A 16,229-nucleotide genomic window follows, 5' to 3' on the forward strand; every position below is an offset into this window, starting at 1 on the left:
CCGCAGCGGGGCGCACGCCGCGCCGGCCGCGCCGCCGCTGGCCGCGCTCAGTTCCAGCCCGACGCCGGCGCCCCGTGCGCGCCGGCGCCGCAAGGTGCTGCTGGCCGAAGACAATCCGGTCAACGTCGAGGTGGCCAGCGCCATGCTGGAAGGGCTGGGACTGGACGTCAGCCGCGCCTGCAACGGCGAGGAAGCGCTGCGCTCGGTGCTGCACGGCGATTACGACCTGATCCTGATGGATTGCCAGATGCCGGTCATGGACGGCTTTGCCGCGACCAATGAAATCCGCCGCCATGAAAAGCAGCGCGGCCGCGCCCGCAGCCTGCCGATCATCGCCATCACCGCCAACGCGCTGCAGGGCGACCGCGAATCCTGCCTGGCCGCCGGCATGGACGACTACCTGAGCAAGCCGTTCACCCAGCAGGCGCTGGGACAAACCATTTCGCGCTGGATCAGCCTGCCGCGCATGCCGGCCCCGCAGGAAGCCGCCGCCACCGGCGACCTGCCCGGCGGCCAGATCAACCGGCAGGCGCTGGAAAACATCCGCGCCCTCAGCGCCGTCCATGGCGACGCGCTGCTGGAACGGGTGCTGCAAGCCTATCTCGACGACACCCCCACCCACCTGCAAACGCTGCGGCAAGCCATCGCCATCGGCAACATCAGCCAGATCCGCAAGGCCGCGCACAGTCTCAAGTCCAGCAGCGCGAACGTCGGCGCCGACGTGATGGCGCAGCGCTGCAAGGAGATGGAGCAGCTGGCGCGTCACGACACCACCGCCGGCGCCGCTGCCCTGCTGGCGGACATGGACCGTTCTTTCCAGGCCGTGCGGCAGGCGTTGGGAGCTATCCTGGAAAAGGAAATATGACATGGCAAGCTCAACCTCCCCCAAGCGCGGCCTGGTGCTGGTCGTCGACGACGATCCCGTGATGCGGCTGCTGATGCTGGAAATGCTGGCCCAGGTCGGCCTCGACGCGGTCGAGGCCGAAAACGGCGACAAGGCCGTGGCCTGCTATCAGGCGATGGCGCCGGACCTGGTGCTGCTGGACGTGGAAATGCCCGGCATGGACGGCTTTGCCGTGTGCCGCGAAATCCGCCGGCTGGAAACGCAGACGACCGTGCCCATCATCATGGTCACCGGCGGCGACGAACTGGAATCGGTGACCCAGGCCTACGAGGCCGGCGCCACCGATTTCGTCTCCAAGCCGATCAACTGGCCCATCCTGGGCCACCGGGTGCTGTACGTGCTGCGCGCCAGCGACGCCATCACCCGCCTGCGCATCGCCGACGCCCACCACCGCGCGGTGCTGGCGGCGATCCCCGACACCTTCTTCCGCATGAACAAGGACGGCTACTACCTGGACTACGAACAAGGCCACGAGGCCAGCGGCGTATTTTCCAGCGACCACTGCGTCGGCCGCCACCTGAGCCAGGTGTTGCCGGAGGATATCGCCCGGCACATGCTGGAGCAGGTGCAGACCGTGCTCGAGACGCAGCACATCCATTCGCTCGACTACGAGCTGCCGATACCCGGCGCCGCGCCGCGCGTGCGCCAGGGCGAGCATGCCGCCCCCGCGCCGGTGCGGCACTTCGAGGCGCGGCTGGTGGCCACCGGCGCCGACGAGGTGCTGGGCCTGGTGCGCGACATCAGCGAGCGCAAGCGCACCGAAGAGCAGATCCGCCGCCTTGCCTATTGCGACAGCCTGACCGGCATCCCCAACCGGCAAGCCTTCCTGGAAACGCTGGAAGCCGAGCTGGTGCGGTCGCGCAAGGCCAACAAGAAGTTCGCCGTGCTGTTCATGGACCTGGACGCCTTCAAGCGCATCAACGACACCTTGGGCCACGACGTCGGCGACCACCTGCTCAAAGCCGTCTCCGAGCGCCTGCGCGAAACCACGCGCCCCAGCGACCTGGTCTCGCGCACCGAGCTCGGCGGCAACAACCTGGCGCGTCTGGGCGGCGACGAGTTCACCATCCTGATCCCGGACCTGGAGCGGGTCGAGAACGCGCTCAACGTCGCCCACCGCGTCAAGGAGGCGATGCGCCGCCCCTTCCTGCTGGGGGCGCATGAAATCTTCGTCACCGCCAGCATCGGCATTTCGCTGTATCCGGAGGACGGCGAGGATTGCAACTCGCTGCTCAAGTATGCGGACACGGCGATGTACCACGCCAAGAACTGCGGCAAGAACAACGCCAAGCTGTACAGCTCCTCGCTGACGATGCAGATCATGAGCCACGTCAAGCTGGAAGTGGGCTTGCGCAAGGCGCTGCAGAACGACGAGCTGTACCTGCTGTACCAGCCGCAGATCGACGTGCAGAGCTCGCAGATCGTCGGCGTCGAGGCGCTGGTGCGCTGGCGCCATCCCGAGCGCGGCATCATCTCGCCGACCGAGTTCATCCCGCTGGCCGAGGAAACCGGCCTGATCGTGCCGATCGGCGAATGGGTGCTGCGCACCGCATGCCGGCAGGCGATGGCGTGGCAGGCGATCGGCCAGCGGCCGGTGCGCGTCGCCGTCAACCTGTCGGCCAAGCAGTTCAAGGACGAGAACCTGACGCAGATCGTCATCTCCACGCTGCACGACACCGGCCTGCCGCCCGAGTTGCTGGAGCTGGAGCTGACCGAAGGCACGCTGATGGACGATGCCCGCGCCACCATGGTCACGCTGGAGCAATTGCGCGCCATCGGCGTGTATCTGTCGATCGACGATTTCGGCACCGGCTATTCGTCGATGAACTATCTGAAGCGCTTCGACGTGCGCGCGCTGAAGATCGACAAGAGCTTCATCAGCGGCCTGCCGCAGGATTCGGAAAACGCCGCCATCACGCGCGCCATCATCGCCATGGCGCATGGCCTGAAGATGGCGGTGGTAGCCGAAGGCGTGGAGACCGACGCCCAGCTCGTGCTGCTGGAAGAGTACGGCTGCGACATGGCGCAAGGCTACTACCTCGGCCACCCGTCGCCGCCGGAATCGATCAACATCATGCTCGGCAACCAGTTCGCCCTGGTCGGAACCGCGGCCAACGACACCGCGCCCAAGATAAAGTTCCCTGCTCAGCTTTGACGCCCGTCCCTCCGCCGCCGGCTCAGCTGTCTATGATGAATAGACCGCTGACCGATCACAGGAGTTCGTATGGACGACAAAGAACATTCCTTCCGCCTGGTGTTCGCGCCCGAGCGGCATGCCCATCGACGGCCGCTGGTGCTGCGGGCGGCAGGCGTCGCGCGCAGGGTGGACGCGCTGTTCAAGGCGATGGCGCAGGATTACCTGCTGCGCGAACAGTTCGTCACCGATCCGGCGCAGGTGCTGGCCGAATATGTCGATGGCGGCCAACTGCCGGAGCAGCGCAGCTCGGTCAGCAACCAGCTGGTGTATGCGTTGCTGTCCAATCGGCGCCTGCTGCGCTGGCTGAGCGACTACGCGGGCGAAAACCGCCACCGTACTCCCAGCCGCAATGAATTCATGACCGCCTTCGGCCATGCCGTCGTCGAACATGGCGGCGACCATGTGGTGCTTGCGCTGATACGCAGCGGAATCGAAAGCGCCTCGCCGTTCGCCACCATCGGCGTCGAACAGGCGATGCTGTTCACCAGCAGCCCGATCTTCGCCAGCGGTTTCCTGGTGCCTACCGACCACCGGACGATCAACGACTCCAACAGCACGCAAAGCTTCGAGCACAGTTCGGCCACCATCGGCACCGGCCCCGGCACGCAGCACGGCACGGAAGTGCGCACCGACGGCAACGGCACCCAGACCGGCACCCATCTGGGCACCGATGACGGAACGGACGACGGCACCGACGATGGCACCGATACCGGCACGGACACCGGCACCGATACGGGCACCGACACCGGTACCAATACCGGCACGGATACAGGCACCGACGATGGTACGGACGACGGAACCGACGACGGCACGGACGGTGGCACCGACACCGGCACCGACGACGATTCCCGCTTCGATCCCTACCGCGGCCAGGAATACATCCGCGTCACCATCGAAGCGCTGGTGCAGTACGCGGCAACGTTGCAGGCACGCGGCATCCTCAACATCGTCGACGAGCAATTCAATGTCTCCCGCTGAAACGGAAACGGCGATGCTGCGCCGGCGCGGCCACACGCTGTCCATCATGCCGACCTTCACCTGCCCGGCCGAATGCGCCGACTGCGGCACGCTCTCCAGCCCGCGCGACCGCACCCGGCTGGGGCCTGCCGTGGTCCTGGCCGCCATCGACGAGGCCAGGCATCTGAATTTCCACAACATCGTTTTCACCGGCGGCGAAGCCACGCTGGAATGGAAAACGCTGTTGCTGGGTATCCGCCGCGCCGCCGATCATGACTTTCCCGTGCGGCTGGTCACCAACGCGCACTGGGCCACCAGCCTGGAGACCGCCCGCGCCAGGCTCGCCGAACTGATCGACGCAGGCCTGTCCGAAATCAACTACAGCACCGGCGACGAGCACGTCCGTTTCGTGCCGCTGGAGCGCGTGGTCCTGGCCTGCGTGGCCGCCTGCGAACGCCGGTTCCGAACCCACGTGATGATGGAGCTGAAGCAGGACCGCGGCATCACGCCGGACTTGATACTGGAGCATCCACTCATCGCCACGCTGCCGCCCCACCAGTTCGAGGCGCTGACGATATTGAGCAGCCCCTGGATGCCGCTGCGCCACGAAACGATTTATCAATATCCCGAAGGCGTAGCCTGCGACGTGCAGGCGGCGGCGATACGCGGCGGCTGTTCCAGCGTGCTGAAGACCTACACGCTGCAGGCGGACGGCCGCATCGGCGCCTGCTGCGGCCTGGGCCTGCGCGTCATCCCCGAGCTCAACGTTGCCGATACCGCGCAACCGCAATTCCTGCGCCGGGCCATCCTCGACGCCGAGGAAGACTTCCTGAAACTGTGGATACACCATCAGGGCCCGGCCAAGATTGTCGCCTGGGCGGCCACGCACGACCCTTCGATCAGCTGGGAAGGCATGTACGCGCACCAATGCCAGATGTGCCAGCGCCTGTACCACGACGACGCCGTGCGCAAGGTCATCGCCGAGCACTGGCAGGAAATGATCGCCGACGTGCTGCAGGCGGCCTGGCTCGACAACGTGCACATCCCGGACACGCTGGGCAAACTGTCTGCGGCAGTCAACGCCTAGGACCGCGAGATGACGCAGGCGTCCTCCCCACTTTCCGTTGCCAAGCTGCGCCACGACGTCGCCCAGTTTTCCTATCTGCAGCGCCTGGGGGCCTTGGGAACCGAATTCACGCCCATCGTAAAGCGCTACCGTCAGATTGCCGACCAACTGGCCGCCAGCAAGATCAGCCGGCGCGAACAGCTGACATTGGCCGAGCAGATACAGATCGGCGCCGTCTACAACCGCACGGTCTACCTGCGCCCCACGCCGCGCGTCGAGCAACCGTTCTCCGGCACATGGCAAGGCGCCGAGGTGGAACAGGCGTATCAGACCCAGGCGCCGGGCATCGTCGTCATTGACGACTTCCTGTCGGCGGAGGCGCTGGAGGGATTGCGCCGCTTCTGTCTTGAGTCGACGATATGGTCGTCGCTGCGGTATTCGCACGGCCGCCTGGGCGCGCTGTATCACAACGGCTTCAACTGCCCGCTGCTGCGCCAGATCGCGCACGCGTTGCGCCGCACACTGCCGCAGCTGATCGGCGAGCGCCACCGCCTGACGCAAATGTGGGCCTACAAATATCCGCCGCTGCTGCCCGGCGACGATATCCATGCCGACTTCGCCGCCATCAACGTCAACTTCTGGCTGACGCCGGACGACGCCAACCTCGATCCCGAAAGCGGCGGCATGGTCATCTACGATGTGGAGGCGCCGCCGGATTGGGACTTCACCAGCTACAACCGCAGACCGGACCTGATACGCCGCTACCTCGGTTCGGTCCAGGCGAGTGCCCGCTACATTCCGTACCGGCAGAACCGTGCGATCATCTTCAACTCCGACCTGTTCCACGGCACCGCCGCCTGCCGCTTTCGCGACGACTACGAAAGCCGCCGCGTCAACGTGACGATGCTGTACGGCCATCGCCGCAACGATGCCTTCCGCCGCCCTCCGCCGGCGCCCGAGCGAACCGCCGATGCCACCGAGCCATACGCAGCCTGGCGGTCCGCCGCGTTGCGCCGTTCCCGCCGCTAGAAAAAAGGACCGCGATGAGCTCGCAGCTGGGGCAAGACCATTTCGTGCTGTCGGTATTGAACGGCATGCGCGGCGGCTACTTCCTCGACTCCGGTGCGGCCGACGGCATCCGCTCCAGCAACACGCTGTTGCTAGAATCGGCGTACGGCTGGCGCGGCATCTGCATCGAACCCAACGACCGTTATTTCCGGTTGCTGCAAGCGAATCGCCGTTGCATCTGTGTGCACAGCTGTCTCTACGATCAGGCGGGTGAAGTGGATTTCGTGGAAAACGCCAACATGTTGGGCGGCATACTGCAGGAATATCCGCCGGCGATGCTGCGTTATGCCCGCTCGCTGTTCGGCCCGCTGAACGCCGTGCGCAAGCCGGCGCGTACGATAGCCTCGATATTGAAGGAACACAAAGCGCCAGCCGTCATCGACTACTGGAGCCTGGACACAGAAGGCTCGGAGCTGGCGATACTGAAAAGTTTTCCGTTCGACGAATATCGATTGCGCCTGCTGACGGTCGAGCACAACCGGCAACCGGTGCGCGAGGCCATCCAGCACCTGCTGGAAGCGCGCGGCTACCGGCGCATCCATGACTTCGGCATCGACGATGGCTACCTCGGTCCAGGCGAACCGTTGCCGGGCAATTATGCGGCCTGGCGCAGCGCCGCACGGCGTCGTTAAAGCACGCCGTCCTGCTTCATGGCCGCGATGTCCTGCGCGCTGTAGCCCAGCGACTGCAACACCTCGTCGTTGTGCTGGCCCAGCGCCGGACCGATCCACTTGGTGTGGCCAGGCGTGGCCGACAGCTTGGGCGAAATCGCCGGCAGCTTGACCGGCGTGCCGTCGGCGAAGTGGTGCTGCTCGAACATCTCGCGCGCGATGAACTGCGGATCGACCATCATGTCGCGCACCGAATAGATCTTGCCGGCCGGGACATCGGCCGCCTTCAGCACCGCCAGCGCGCTGTCGATGTCGTGCGTGTCGCACCAGGCCTGGATGGCGTCGTCGATTTCCTGCGTGCGCTTGACGCGGCCGTCGTTGCGTTCCAGTTCCTTGTCGCCGGCCATGTCGATGCGGCCCATCGCCAGCATCAGCCGCTTGAAGATCGCATCGCCATTGCCGGCGATGACGATGTTCTCGCCATCCCTGGTCGTGTATGTGTTGGATGGCACAATGCCGGGCAAGGCGCCGCCGGTACGCTCGCGCACCACGCCGGCGTGGTCGAACTCCGGCACCAGCGATTCCATCAGGTTGAACACGGATTCGTACAAGGCGACATCAACCATCTGGCCTTCGCCCTTGAGCTTGCCCCCGGTCGCGTCGCGGTGACGCAGCGCCATCATCGCGCCGATCACGCCGTGCAGTGCCGCCACCGAATCGCCGATCGACACGCCCACCCGCACCGGCGGCCGGTCCGCATGGCCGGACACGTAGCGCAAGCCGCCCATCGATTCGCCGATGGCACCAAAGCCTGGCAAGTCCTTCATCGGCCCGGTCTGGCCAAAGCCCGACAGACGCACCATGATGGTGGCCGGATTGACCGCCTTCAATTGCTCGTAGCCGATGTCCCATTTTTCCAGCACGCCGGGACGGTAGTTCTCGATGATGATGTCCGCCTCCAGCGCCAGCTGGCGCGCGATGGCGCGGCCGCGGGCATCCTTCAGGTTCAGCGTCAGCGATTTCTTGTTGCGCGACTGCACCGACCACCACAGCGACGTGCCGTCCTTCAGCACCCGCCATTTGCGGATCGGATCGCCGCCGTCGGGCGACTCGATCTTGATCACCTCGGCGCCGAACTCGGCCAGCATGCGCGCACAAAAAGGGCCCGCGATCAGCGTGCCCAGTTCCAGTACCTTGATACCGGCAAGGGGGCCAGCAGGGGTTTCAGGCGGCATGCCGCCTGCCTGCTTGCGGTCTTCCCCTGCAGGGGAAGACTCCTTCCCAGAGATCTTTTCAGTCATGTCGCCCTTCGATCCAGCATCGCGCGGGCGATGGTGCCCGCGTCCACGTATTCGAGTTCGCCGCCCACCGGCACGCCGCGCGCCAGCCGGCTGACGTTCAGGCCGCGCGCCTTCAGCAGCTCGCTGATATAGTGCGCGGTCGCCTCGCCTTCGTTGGTGAAGTTGGTGGCCAGCACCACTTCGGTGACCAGGCCGTCGGCGGCGCGCGCCACCAGTTTTTCCAGGTGAATATCCTTGGGACCGATGCCGTCCAGCGGCGACAGCCGTCCCATCAACACAAAGTACAAGCCCTTGTAGGTCAGGGTCTGCTCGATCATCAACTGGTCGGCCGGCGTCTCCACCACGCACAGCAGGCGGCGGTCGCGCTGCTCGTCGTTGCAGGTGTCACAGATGTCTTCCTCGGTGAAGGTATTACACAGCGCGCAGTGATGCACGGCGCTCACGGCCTGATGCAATGCGCGCGACAGCATGTCCGCGCCTTCGCGGTCATGCTGCAGCAAGTGAAACGCCATCCGCTGCGCCGACTTGGGGCCGACGCCGGGCAGACGGCGCAACGCTTCCGTCAGGAATTCCAGCGATTTGGACATGGAGTCAGGCTGACGCTGTCCTTAGAAAGGCATCTTGAAGCCGGCCGGCAGATTCATGCCGGCGGTCAGGCCGCCCAGCTTTTCAGCGGAGGTGGCTTCGGCTTTGCGCACGGCGTCGTTGAAGGCGGCGGCGACCAGGTCTTCCAGCATGTCCTTGTCGTCGGCCAGCAGCGACGGATCGATCGTGACGCGCTTGACGTCGTTCTTGCAGGTCATGACGACCTTCACCAGGCCGGCGCCGGATTGGCCTTCGACTTCGATCAGGGCCAGCGCGTCCTGCGCCTTCTTCATGTTGTCCTGCATTGCTTGCGCTTGTTTCATCAAGCCAGCCAGTTGGTTCTTCATCATGATGGATACTCCGTGTTTGGAAACGAGTTTTTGAAAATTAAGGGTGTGATCAGTTGGCGGCCGCGGCAGGTGCCGAAGCGGCCGGCGGCACGATCGATCCCGGAACGACCCAGGCATCGAACTCGCGGATCATGCTGTTCACAAAGGGATCATTGGCCACCACGTCCTCGGCGGCGCGCTGGCATGCTTCGCGATGCGCTTGCGCTTCGGCGCTGGCGGTGTACCAGACGGCGCCCAGTTCGGTGTCCACGCGTACCGGGCGGCCGAAGCGTTCGGTCAGCGCGACGGTGAGCTTTTCGACGTTGCCGGGCGTGCGCCAGGTTTCGATCGGCACGCGCACCTTGAACACCACCGCGTTGCCGTCGATGGAGCAGTCGATCAGCTCGGCCTGCATCGCCAATTGCTGGGCCACACCGCGCAACGGCAAGGCGGCGGCTACGGCCGGCCAGTTGCCATCCCAGTTCAGTTCCGGAACCGGGGTGATGACATAGGCGTGCGGGGCCTTGGCGGGGGCCGGCGCGGCGCGGGCGGGCATGACGACCGCTTGCGCCTCATCGGCATAGGACAGTGGCGCCGGCGCCTGGTTGTGGGCTTGCGGCTGCGACTGCGCTGCGGGCGGCGCGTAAGCCTGCGCCGGGGCCGATTGCGCTACGGCGCTGTCGTCGGAAAATTCGGTCACCCAGGGTGGCAGGTCGTCTTCCTCATCGGCCTGCTGTTGAGCGGACTGCGCGGCCGGGGCGACGTACTGGGGCGCGGCGGCCGGTGCGGCTTGTTGTACCGGCTGTACCACGGCCTGGCGAACAGGCGCTTCCAGGACAGCCGCTTGCGCGTCGCCGCCCATGGTGGCGGCTGGCGGCATATCGTCCCACGGCGCGGGCCGCGACGGTGCGATAGCCGATGCGCTCGGCGGCGTGTACGACGCGGCAGGCGCTTGTGGCGCGGGAGCCGGCGGTGCGGCCATCGCGGGTGCGGTGTATGGTGCAGCCGACGGAGCTGGTGCGGCGGCGGCCGGTGGCGCCGAAGCGGCCGGCGCGGCGCTTGCCTGCGATGCCGACCGCGCACCAGGCTTGGACGCAGCGCGCGCAGCTTCCAGCGCCGCATTGATCGCGGCGCGTGCGGTGCTGATCGGCGCGGCTGGTGCGGCAGGTGCGTTCGCTGGCGGCGGCGCGGCGGGCGGCTGTGCGGCTGGCGCAGCGGCAGCCTGCGGCGCGGCTTGGGCAGGCTGCGGCGCGGCTTGGGCAGGCTGCGGCGCGGCTTGAACTGCTGCGGCCAGCGGCGCCGCTGGAGCTGCTGCGGCCTGCGGAGCAACTGGAGCCGCGGCGTTCGCCTGCGGTGCGGCTTGCACGGCAACCGCTGCCGGCGCTTGCGGCGCAGTCACCGCAGCCGGCGCGACACTGGCAGACGGGTTTGCAGGTGCGGTGTATGCCGCAGCATCGGCCCGCGCCATCGCGGCAACAGCGCCGGCAACCACCGCCGGCGGCGTCACGCTCGCGTGGCTCGCTTGCACATGCGCGGCCGCGCGCGCAGGCGGCGCACCGGCAGCGGCGCGTGCCGATGCCATCGCCGCCTGGCGCGACATCGCCGGCGCTGCGGCGGGTTGTCCTTCTGCCCCGCCTACGCCGGGCCGAAAGGCGAGCATGCGCAGCAAGGTCATCGAGAACCCTGCATATTCATCCGGCGCCAGACCCAATTCATTGCGGCCATGCACGGCGATCTGGTAATACAGTTGCACCTCTTCGGCGTCGAACGCACCGGCCAGGCGGACGATATCCGCGTGTTCCGGCAAATCGTCCGGCAGCGCGGCCGGCACCGTTTGCGCCAGGGCGATCCGATGCAGCAAGGTACCCAGATCCTGCAAGGCTCCGTTATACGACAGGCTGCGCGTGGCCATCTCATCGGCCACGGCCAGCAGATCCGCGCCATCCTGCGCGGCCAGCGCATCGAGCAAGCGAATCAGGTAAGACTGGTCCAGCGCGCCCAGCATGCCCTGCACCGCATCGAGCGTCACGGCGCCGGCGGCGTAGGCGATCGCCTGGTCGGTCAGCGACAGCGCGTCGCGCATCGAACCGTGCGCACCGGCGGCCAGCAGGCGCAAGGCCGGCTGTTCGAAGTTGATACCTTCCTGGCCCAGGATGTTTTCCAGGTGGCCGATGATGTGCCCCGGCGGCATCTGCTTCAGATTGAACTGCAGGCAGCGCGACAGCACCGTCACCGGGATCTTTTGCGGATCGGTGGTGGCCAGGATGAACTTGACGTGCTCCGGCGGTTCCTCCAGCGTCTTCAGCATCGAGTTGAAGGCGTGGTTGGTCAGCATGTGCACCTCATCGATCATATAGACCTTGAAGCGCGCATTGCTCGGCGCGTACACCGCCTGCTCCAGCAGCTGCGCCATCTCGTCGACGCCGCGGTTGGACGCCGCATCCATCTCGATGTAATCGACAAAGCGCCCCGCGTCGATCGCCGTACACGCTTCGCACACGCCGCATGGCGTCGGCGTGATGCCGCCGGTGCCGTCCGGGCCGACGCAATTGAGCGACTTGGCCAGGATGCGCGACAAGGTGGTCTTGCCGACCCCGCGCGTTCCGGTGAACAGATAGGCATGGTGCAGGCGGCCGCTGTGCAAGGCGTGCGTCAGCGCGCGCACGACGTGCTCCTGGCCGACGAGCGTTTCGAAATTCTTGGGGCGGTATTTACGGGCGAGGACTTGATAGGACATGCTGGAATTTTACCGTAGATAGCGGGTGCCAAAGCGGCAATTGTAACAAGCCGCGACCGGATTAGGTAAGTCGGCGATCAGGCCTTACAATTTGTTTTTCTTTTAACATGACAAAAATGAAAAAATCAGCCCTCCTCCTGCCATTGTTGTTCTCCCTCACAGCCCACGCCGACGAGCGCGAATGGCTGCCATATAAGAAGCTGGTCGAAGACCTGCGCATCGACAAGTTCTACGCCCTGCCGGCCCCCGAGCGCGACAAGATCAACCTGTATATCACCGTCAAGCCGAAAAACAAGAACTACAAGCCGGCCGACGTGGTGCTGACCGTGGTCCACGGCGCCGAACGCCAGCCGCTGCCGGCGCTGTCGCCCGACTTCCGCATGACGCTGGTGCCGAATTCCAAATGGATGACCGACGACACCAAGATCATGACCAGCCTGCCGAAGGAAGAAAAGTCGCAGGTCAACTACGACGTCACCACGCCGCTGCCGGAAGGCACGCAGTGGAACTATGCGCCGGTGATGGGCAGCGTCGGCCAGATGAACCAGGCGATCAAGAAGATGGCGGGTGCGCTGAGCATGTTCGCGCCCAGCGTCAAGGTGGTGGTGTTCAAGTTCAGCAAGCCGGCGCAGCTGAAGGTCGGCACGACGGTCTACAGCACCGATGCCAAAAACCAGATCAAGCTGAAACCCGAATCGGCATGGCTGAAGGAAAATCCGCTGATGGTGGCGTCCGAGCGGCCGTTCGAGGCGGAATTGGATAGTGAGTAAATAAGGAAGCAAATAAAAAAGCTGCCCATGGCAGCTTTTTTAATATCCCGAAGGAGGCGAGCCTGATCTGCGGCACTTATGGTTAATAGCCGTGGCTGCTTCGTTCCCGACCTGACCAGGTTAGCCATGCCACAATGCGCAGGGGCCCGCCGAGGGTGATTATACCCTACAGGCCCAACTCCTGCCAAATCTGATCCACCCGTGCTTTCACTTCGGGCGCCATGGTGATCACCGTGCCCCATTCGCGCGTGGTTTCGCCCGGCCACTTGTTGGTCGCGTCGATGCCCATCTTGCTGCCCAGGCCGCTCACCGGCGAGGCGAAGTCCAGGTAATCGATCGGCGTGTTGTCGACCAGCGTGGTGTCGCGGGTCGGATCGACGCGCGTGGTGATCGCCCAGATCACCTCGTTCCAGTCGCGGATGTTGACGTCCTCGTCCACCACCACGATGAACTTGGTGTACATGAACTGGCGCAGGAAGCTCCACACCCCGAACATCACGCGCTTGGCGTGGCCGGCGTACTGCTTCTTGATCTGCACCACCGCCATGCGGTAGCTGCAGCCTTCGGCCGGCAGGTGGAAATCGGTGATCTCCGAAAACTGCTTTTGCAGCAGCGGCACGAACACCTCGTTCAGCGCCAGGCCCAGGATCGCCGGTTCGTCCGGCGGCTTGCCTGTATAAGTAGAGTGATAGATGGGATCGCGGCGCATCGTGATGCGGTCGATGGTAAACACCGGGAACGAGTCCTGCTCGTTGTAATAGCCGGTGTGATCGCCGTATGGACCTTCGAGCGCGTGTTCGTAGCCGCTCGGGTGGTTTTCGTCAGGATAGATATGGCCTTCCAGCACAATCTCGGCCGACGCCGGCACCCGCAGTTCGCTGCCGATGGCCTTGACTAGCTCGGTGCGGCTGCCGCGCAGCAGGCCGGCGAACTGGTATTCCGACAGGCTGTCCGGCACCGGCGTGACCGCACCTAATATAGTAGCGGGATCGGCACCCAGCGCGACGCAGATCGGATAGGGCTTGCCCTTGCTCTGTATGGCGTGCTCGCGGAAATCCAGCGCGCCGCCCCGATGCGCCAGCCAGCGCATGATGACCTTGTTCGGACCCAGCACCTGCTGGCGGTAGATGCCCAGGTTCTGCCGCTTCTTATTAGGACCCTTGGTGATCACCAGGCCCCAGGTGATCAGCGGCGCGACATCGCCGGGCCAGCAATGCTGAATTGGCAATTTCGACAAATCGACATCGGCGCCCTCCCAGACGATTTCCTGGCACGGCGCGCCGCGCAGTTCCTTCGGCGCCATGTCCCACACGGCCTTCACCAGCGAGCCCATGCCCATCAAATCCTTGAAGTCCTTGGGCGGTTCCGGTTCCTTCAGCCGCGCCAGCACGTGGCCGATCTTGCGCAGCTCGCTGACGCTGTCGGCGCCCATGCCCAGCGCCACGCGGCGCTCGGTGCCAAACAGATTACCCAGCACGGGGATGCTGTGGCCGGTCGGGTTCTGGAACAGCAAAGCCGGTCCGGCGGCCCGCAAAGTGCGGTCGCAAACCTCGGTCATCTCCAAATACGGTGAAACGGGGATCAAAATGGGCTTAAGTTCGCCCATTCGTTGCAGTTGAGAAATAAAATCTCGCAGATCAGAATATTTCATCGTTTTTTAATTATTTCTTACAACGCAGCATACTGTTTAAAAAGACAGGTCAAGTAGTTGATTTTATTGGTTTTAGGCGCAATACAAGCAAAAAAGTAAGATTTAAAAGTTATAGCTTTCGATTGCGTTAGTATTGACTTGATATAAAACGGCTTCTACAATTTGCCCTACTTGAAGAGAACACGGTTCAGCGCGAACTTAGATCGCTAAACGAACCACATACATGTGTTGCTTATTCATTCACGGAGTCGGGGCTCCACATGACATTTTAAGGAGTGTTTTCAAAAGGCGTCTGCCTTACCCCCGAAAGAAGTTGTATTGCCACTGATCGAATACCACAGGGAAAGATCAGCTCAAGCAAACAATGACGGCGTCCAACGCGCGCTCCCAGCGGCGGCGGACGATGAGATATTTCTGATGCACGGCATTAGCACCCGGTTTAGCTGCGTTCAACGCTGGCAGGGACCCGCTTTTACGGACATTTCAGGGGAACTATATGATCAATCGCATCACCGGTGCAACGCAGTTTGCCCGCACCATGGCTCGCCAGCCAGCAACGTGGTTTTCCACGACTCGCGTTTCGGCAAAAGGCGTGTTAACCACCGCCCAACATACTCTGACCATTTTGGGTGTAACCGCTTTAGTAGTGATGGCAGTCCTGTTTGTCCGTCCGGACCTGGCCAAGGCATTGAGCAACAGCCTGAACCACGAACCAGAAGCAGAAGCCGTTGCCGTCGTGGCGCCGCCGCTGTCGGCCCTGATGGAAACGCCAGCCTCGGCACCGGTTCCCAGCCCGGCGCCGCTGACGGCCGAAGAAAAAGCCCTGCTGGGCACGCAGAAGCAGCAACAATGGGTTACCTCCTGGCTGTCCAAGCGTTACCGCGTAGCCGGCGACGCCGCCAACATGCTGGTGTCCACCGCCTACCTGACGGCACGCGAGATCAAGCTTGATCCGCTGCTGATCCTGGCGGTGATGGCGATTGAATCGGGCCTGAATCCGTTCGCGGAAAGCCCGGTCGGCGCGCAAGGCCTGATGCAGGTGATGTCGAAAGTGCACCACGACAAATTCCAGGAAATGGGCGGCCTGCAGGCAGCGCTGAACCCGGTGGCCAACATCCGTGTCGGCTCGCTGATCCTGAAGGATTACGTGACCCGCGGCGGTTCGGTGGAAGCCGGCCTGAAGATCTACGTCGGCGCCGGAGCTTTCGAGCACGACGACGGCTACGGCTCGAAAGTGCTGGCCGAGTACCAGCGCCTGAAGCAGGTTTCGGCAGGTAAGAAAGTGCCAACCATTACCCCGATGATGGCCGCAGCGCCAGTCAAGCCGGTGCCACCGGTGGCGGCGGCTGAAAAGTCGGTCAGCGGCACCCAGATCGCCGGCCTCTAATATATATGTAGGGCAGCAACGACGAAGCCACCGCAAGGTGGCTTTTTTACGTCCGTACTCCGCCTATGGACAAGACCGGACCGAGGCCCTCCCGGTATCCCGGAACGGATCGCGACCGCCGCTGAAGGTGTTGGGCTCTTTGTAGATGCACGCGGTGCCGCCACCCGGCATGCGCCATTTGGTCACGCGTGAGCCGTCGGCCATGACCATTTCCCCGATCGCGCCGCTGCCGCCGCCCACGTAGGCGCTGCCGATGGCCGCCGCCAGCGGCGTGGTGTCGTTGACGACCGCCCTGTCGCGCTGCGTCCAGGCTTCCTTGCGCAGTTGCTTGTCGACGTTGAAGGCACTTTTCAGCGCGCGCTGTTTCAGGTCGTCCTCAGGCTTGACCGGCAATGCGAAGGGATCGGGCGGCGCGGCCTGGGTAATGGCTTGCGGCTGCGGCGCGGCCGGAGGCGGAGGCAGCAGCGGCATCGGTGCCGGTTCGACGCTGCGGGCGTTCGTTGGCCGCACCGGCCGCATGCGCTCCGAAGACTGCACCGTTTTCGGCCGCTCCGGCGGGAGACGCCGCATCGGCGCCAGAATATAAGTGACCGGCGCGCGGACCGCCACAGACGCCGTTAAAGGCCGCTCAGGCGCCCGCCAGCAGAGAAACGCCACGATATGCAC

General features: G+C 64.4%; 14 protein-coding genes and 1 other RNA gene. 8 read left to right on the forward strand and 7 right to left on the reverse strand.

Annotated elements, in window-relative coordinates:
- The 6 genes from ABWW33_RS30425 to ABWW33_RS30450 form a co-directional block, all read left to right on the forward strand.
- Positions 1-865, forward strand: an 865-nt coding sequence (locus ABWW33_RS30425; RefSeq protein WP_353405197.1) for a response regulator, incomplete at its 5' end; no start/stop codon positions are given.
- Position 866: 1 nt separating this feature from the next.
- A complete protein-coding gene (locus tag ABWW33_RS30430) occupies positions 867-3,059 on the forward strand; it encodes a putative bifunctional diguanylate cyclase/phosphodiesterase (protein WP_353405198.1) in 2,193 nt (730 codons plus the stop codon).
- Positions 3,060-3,128: 69 nt separating this feature from the next.
- The gene (locus tag ABWW33_RS30435) at positions 3,129-4,079 is read left to right on the forward strand and encodes a hypothetical protein (protein WP_353405199.1); all 951 of its coding nucleotides are present in this window, start codon (positions 3,129-3,131) and stop codon (positions 4,077-4,079) included.
- Positions 4,066-5,145 carry a radical SAM protein gene (locus ABWW33_RS30440; RefSeq protein ID WP_353405200.1) on the forward strand — a complete coding sequence of 360 codons (1,080 nt, stop codon included), beginning with the start codon at positions 4,066-4,068 and terminating at the stop codon, positions 5,143-5,145. Before ABWW33_RS30435 ends, ABWW33_RS30440 begins: the two co-directional genes overlap by 14 nt.
- A gap of 9 nt (positions 5,146-5,154) precedes the next feature.
- Positions 5,155-6,153, forward strand: a complete 999-nt coding sequence (locus tag ABWW33_RS30445) for a phytanoyl-CoA dioxygenase family protein (protein WP_353405201.1) — start codon at positions 5,155-5,157, stop codon at positions 6,151-6,153.
- 14 nt (positions 6,154-6,167) lie between these two features.
- Positions 6,168-6,824, forward strand: a complete 657-nt coding sequence (locus tag ABWW33_RS30450; protein WP_353405202.1) for an FkbM family methyltransferase — start codon at positions 6,168-6,170, stop codon at positions 6,822-6,824.
- Here the strand turns inward: ABWW33_RS30450 and ABWW33_RS30455 are convergent.
- From ABWW33_RS30455 to dnaX, 4 genes are all read right to left on the reverse strand, one after another.
- Entirely contained in the window at positions 6,821-8,038 is a 1,218-nt protein-coding gene (locus tag ABWW33_RS30455; protein ID WP_176654053.1) for a CaiB/BaiF CoA transferase family protein, read from the reverse strand. The genes ABWW33_RS30450 and ABWW33_RS30455 overlap by 4 nt on opposite strands.
- A gap of 62 nt (positions 8,039-8,100) precedes the next feature.
- A complete protein-coding gene (gene recR / locus ABWW33_RS30460) occupies positions 8,101-8,691 on the reverse strand; it encodes a recombination mediator RecR (protein ID WP_176653584.1) in 591 nt (196 codons plus the stop codon).
- Between the two features lie 21 nt (positions 8,692-8,712).
- On the reverse strand, positions 8,713-9,039 hold the full coding sequence (locus tag ABWW33_RS30465) for a YbaB/EbfC family nucleoid-associated protein (RefSeq protein ID WP_176653583.1): 327 nt from the start codon (positions 9,037-9,039) through the stop codon (positions 8,713-8,715).
- Positions 9,040-9,088: 49 nt separating this feature from the next.
- Entirely contained in the window at positions 9,089-11,755 is a 2,667-nt protein-coding gene (gene dnaX, locus ABWW33_RS30470; RefSeq protein ID WP_353405203.1) for a DNA polymerase III subunit gamma/tau, read from the reverse strand.
- Positions 11,756-11,871: 116 nt separating this feature from the next.
- On the opposite strand from dnaX, the gene ABWW33_RS30475 reads away from it, so the two are divergent.
- Positions 11,872-12,525, forward strand: coding sequence for a DUF2987 domain-containing protein (locus ABWW33_RS30475; protein WP_353405205.1), 654 nt, complete (start codon positions 11,872-11,874; stop codon positions 12,523-12,525).
- A 52-nt stretch (positions 12,526-12,577) separates the two neighbouring features.
- Here the strand turns inward: ABWW33_RS30475 and ffs are convergent.
- Positions 12,578-12,676: signal recognition particle sRNA small type (gene ffs / locus ABWW33_RS30480), an RNA gene on the reverse strand.
- Positions 12,677-12,691: 15 nt separating this feature from the next.
- Entirely contained in the window at positions 12,692-14,176 is a 1,485-nt protein-coding gene (gene ubiD, locus ABWW33_RS30485) for a 4-hydroxy-3-polyprenylbenzoate decarboxylase (RefSeq protein WP_353405206.1), read from the reverse strand.
- 496 nt (positions 14,177-14,672) lie between these two features.
- Here ubiD and ABWW33_RS30490 point away from each other — a divergent pair, with 496 nt between their 5' ends.
- A complete protein-coding gene (locus tag ABWW33_RS30490; RefSeq protein ID WP_413448967.1) occupies positions 14,673-15,563 on the forward strand; it encodes a transglycosylase SLT domain-containing protein in 891 nt (296 codons plus the stop codon).
- A 63-nt stretch (positions 15,564-15,626) separates the two neighbouring features.
- Here the strand turns inward: ABWW33_RS30490 and ABWW33_RS30495 are convergent, their stop codons facing one another.
- Positions 15,627-16,133 (reverse strand): hypothetical protein, encoded by a 507-nt coding sequence (locus tag ABWW33_RS30495; RefSeq protein ID WP_353405207.1) that lies wholly within the window; start codon positions 16,131-16,133, stop codon positions 15,627-15,629.
- Positions 16,134-16,229 lie beyond the last annotated feature (96 nt).

The sequence above is a fragment of the Duganella hordei genome (assembly GCF_040369125.1).
In the GTDB taxonomy this organism is placed as follows: Bacteria; Pseudomonadota; Gammaproteobacteria; order Burkholderiales; family Burkholderiaceae_D; genus Rugamonas; species Rugamonas hordei.